Origin of the sequence: Burkholderia sp. Ax-1720 (assembly GCF_011753035.1) — a bacterium.
Lineage (GTDB): Bacteria > Pseudomonadota > Gammaproteobacteria > Burkholderiales > Burkholderiaceae > Burkholderia > Burkholderia gladioli.
On sequence record NZ_VWWK01000384.1, the window covers coordinates 1 to 2,002 of the forward strand.

Below are 2,002 nucleotides of genomic sequence, written 5' to 3' on the forward strand. Positions count from 1 at the left end.
CCCAAGCGCGTCGGGGCCGGGCCCTGCCTCGGCGCCGCTCGCCGCCTTCGGCGCCGGCTCGTCCTCGCCGGCATCCAGCTCGCGCGCATCGGGCCGCTGCGCGGCGGCGGCCGGATCGCCCGGCAAGGTGATCGCGAGATTGCGCGAGGCCAGCAGTTCCCCGTCCTCGGCGGCGGCCGCGAAAGACAGCGCGTTGTTGCCGAACACCACGCTGCTCAGGCGCTCGGCATGCGCGCGCACGTCCCCGGCCGAGGCCAGTTCCTCGGCCAGGCGCCGCGCATGGCGCGCGGCCAGCACCACGTCGAGGTCGCTCTGCTCGCTGACCTGCCGGTCCAGTTGCAGGTACACGTAGCTGCCGACCAGCGCGAACACGGCCAGCGTCATCGCGCCGAAGGCGACGGCGAGCGCGGCCGTCAGCGAACGCGCGCGCATCAGGGCGCCTCGTCCTTCAGTTCCAGCACGTAGCCGACGCCGCGCACGGTATGCACCAGCTTGACGGGAAACTCGTCGTCGATCTTCACGCGCAGCCGGCGGATCGCCACGTCCACCACGTTGGTGTCGCTGTCGAAGTTCATGTCCCAGACGTAGGAGGCGATCTGCGTGCGGCTCAGCACCTCGCCCTGGCGCCGGGCCAGCAGGTGCAGCAGCGCGAACTCGCGCGGCGTCAGCTCGATGCGGGTCGCGCCGCGCCGCACGCGGCGGCGCAGCACGTCGATCTCCAGGTCGCCGATCGCGATCCATTCCGATTCGCGCGGCGGCCCGCGGCGCGCCAGGGTGCGCACCCGGGCCAGCAGCTCGACGAAGGCAAAGGGCTTGACGAGGTAGTCGTCGGCGCCGAGTTCGAGCCCGCGCACGCGGTCCTCGACATCGTCGCGCGCGGTCAGGAACAGCACCGGCGTGGCCTTGCTCGCGCGCAGCCGCTGCAGCACCGCCCAGCCGTCGAGCACGGGCAGCATCACGTCGAGCACGATCACGTCGTAGGGCTCCTCCTCGGCGAGCAGCAGCCCGTCGGCGCCGTCGGTCGCCAGGTCCACGCTCATGCCCGATTCCTCGAGCCCCTTCTTCAGATAGGCGCCCGTCTTCGGCTCGTCTTCGACTACCAGGATTCGCACCGCGCGCTCCCACCAGGTTGATACGCGCCGATGGTACCGGGATTCGCGCCGCCCGGGCCGGCCTCGCGCGCGGATGACGAAAATGTAATCGGCGCGGGCCGGCGGCGCCCCGCGCGGGCGGCCCGGCGCCGCGAAGATGACAAATCGGTAATGAACGCGTCAGCATCGCGCGACGCGCGCGCGGCCAGAATCGCCTTCATCGGCCCGCCGTCGACCACCCCGACGCGGCCGCCTCGCCCATGGTGGGCGGGCAAGGAGCCCATGATGCGATTCCCGATCCGGGCGGCGCGCGCCGCCTCGCTGCTGGCCGCGTGCCTGGCCTGCTATTCGCAGGCCGGCCACGCGCAAACGAGCCGCGCCCAGGTGCGGGCCGAGCTGGTGCGCGTCGAGCAGGCCGGCTTCGATCCGCTGCGCGAGCCGCTCGAATTCCCGGTCGACATCCAGGCCGCCGAGGCGCGGTTGGCGCCGGGCGGCGCGACGGCAGTGGCCGCGACGCCAGCGCTGCCGGCGCTGGCGAACGCCGCCGGCGGCCATGCCTCGACGACGTCCGGCGTGACGAGCGTGGCAAGCGCAGCGCATGACGGCGGCGTCGAGAACGCCGGCGCACCGGCCCTCTCCCGTTGAGCGCCGCACCCATGTCCACTTCCCGCTTCCCGCTCAAGACCGTCTGCCTGACGCTGGCGGCCACCGCACTGGCCGGCGCGGCCGGCGCGCTCGGCCTCATCTATTCCGGCTACTACGACGTCTCGGCCATCCCGCCTCACGACCCGCTGGTCGCCTGGGCGCTTCACAGCACCTACGAACACTCGCTGCACCGCCACGCGCAAGGCATCGTCGCCCCGCCCGACCTGATGAGCGAGGCGAACCTGGCCGCCGGCGCGCGGCGCTAC

2 protein-coding genes and 2 pseudogenes are annotated in these 2,002 nt (G+C 73.0%); 2 read left to right on the forward strand and 2 right to left on the reverse strand.

Annotation, left to right across the window (positions count from 1 at the left end; genetic code table 11):
• Positions 1 to 435 (reverse strand): annotated as a pseudogene (locus F3J18_RS36945) (two-component sensor histidine kinase); the annotation flags it as partial.
• Positions 432 to 1,112 carry a heavy metal response regulator transcription factor gene (locus F3J18_RS36950; RefSeq protein ID WP_013691532.1) on the reverse strand — a complete coding sequence of 227 codons (681 nt, stop codon included), beginning with the start codon at positions 1,110 to 1,112 and terminating at the stop codon, positions 432 to 434. The pseudogene F3J18_RS36945 and the gene F3J18_RS36950, both read right to left, overlap by 4 nt.
• Positions 1,113 to 1,373: 261 nt before the next feature.
• On the opposite strand from F3J18_RS36950, the gene F3J18_RS36955 reads away from it, so the two are divergent.
• Entirely contained in the window at positions 1,374 to 1,736 is a 363-nt protein-coding gene (locus tag F3J18_RS36955) for a DUF4148 domain-containing protein (protein WP_166917110.1), read from the forward strand.
• An 11-nt stretch (positions 1,737 to 1,747) separates the two neighbouring features.
• Positions 1,748 to 2,002: pseudogene (locus F3J18_RS36960) on the forward strand (cytochrome c); the annotation flags it as partial.

Excerpts from the sequence above, each read along its gene's own strand:
- F3J18_RS36955 (WP_166917110.1), top strand. The coding sequence starts at position 1,374 with ATGATGCGATTCCCGATCCGGGCGGCGCGCGCCGCCTCGCTGCTGGCC.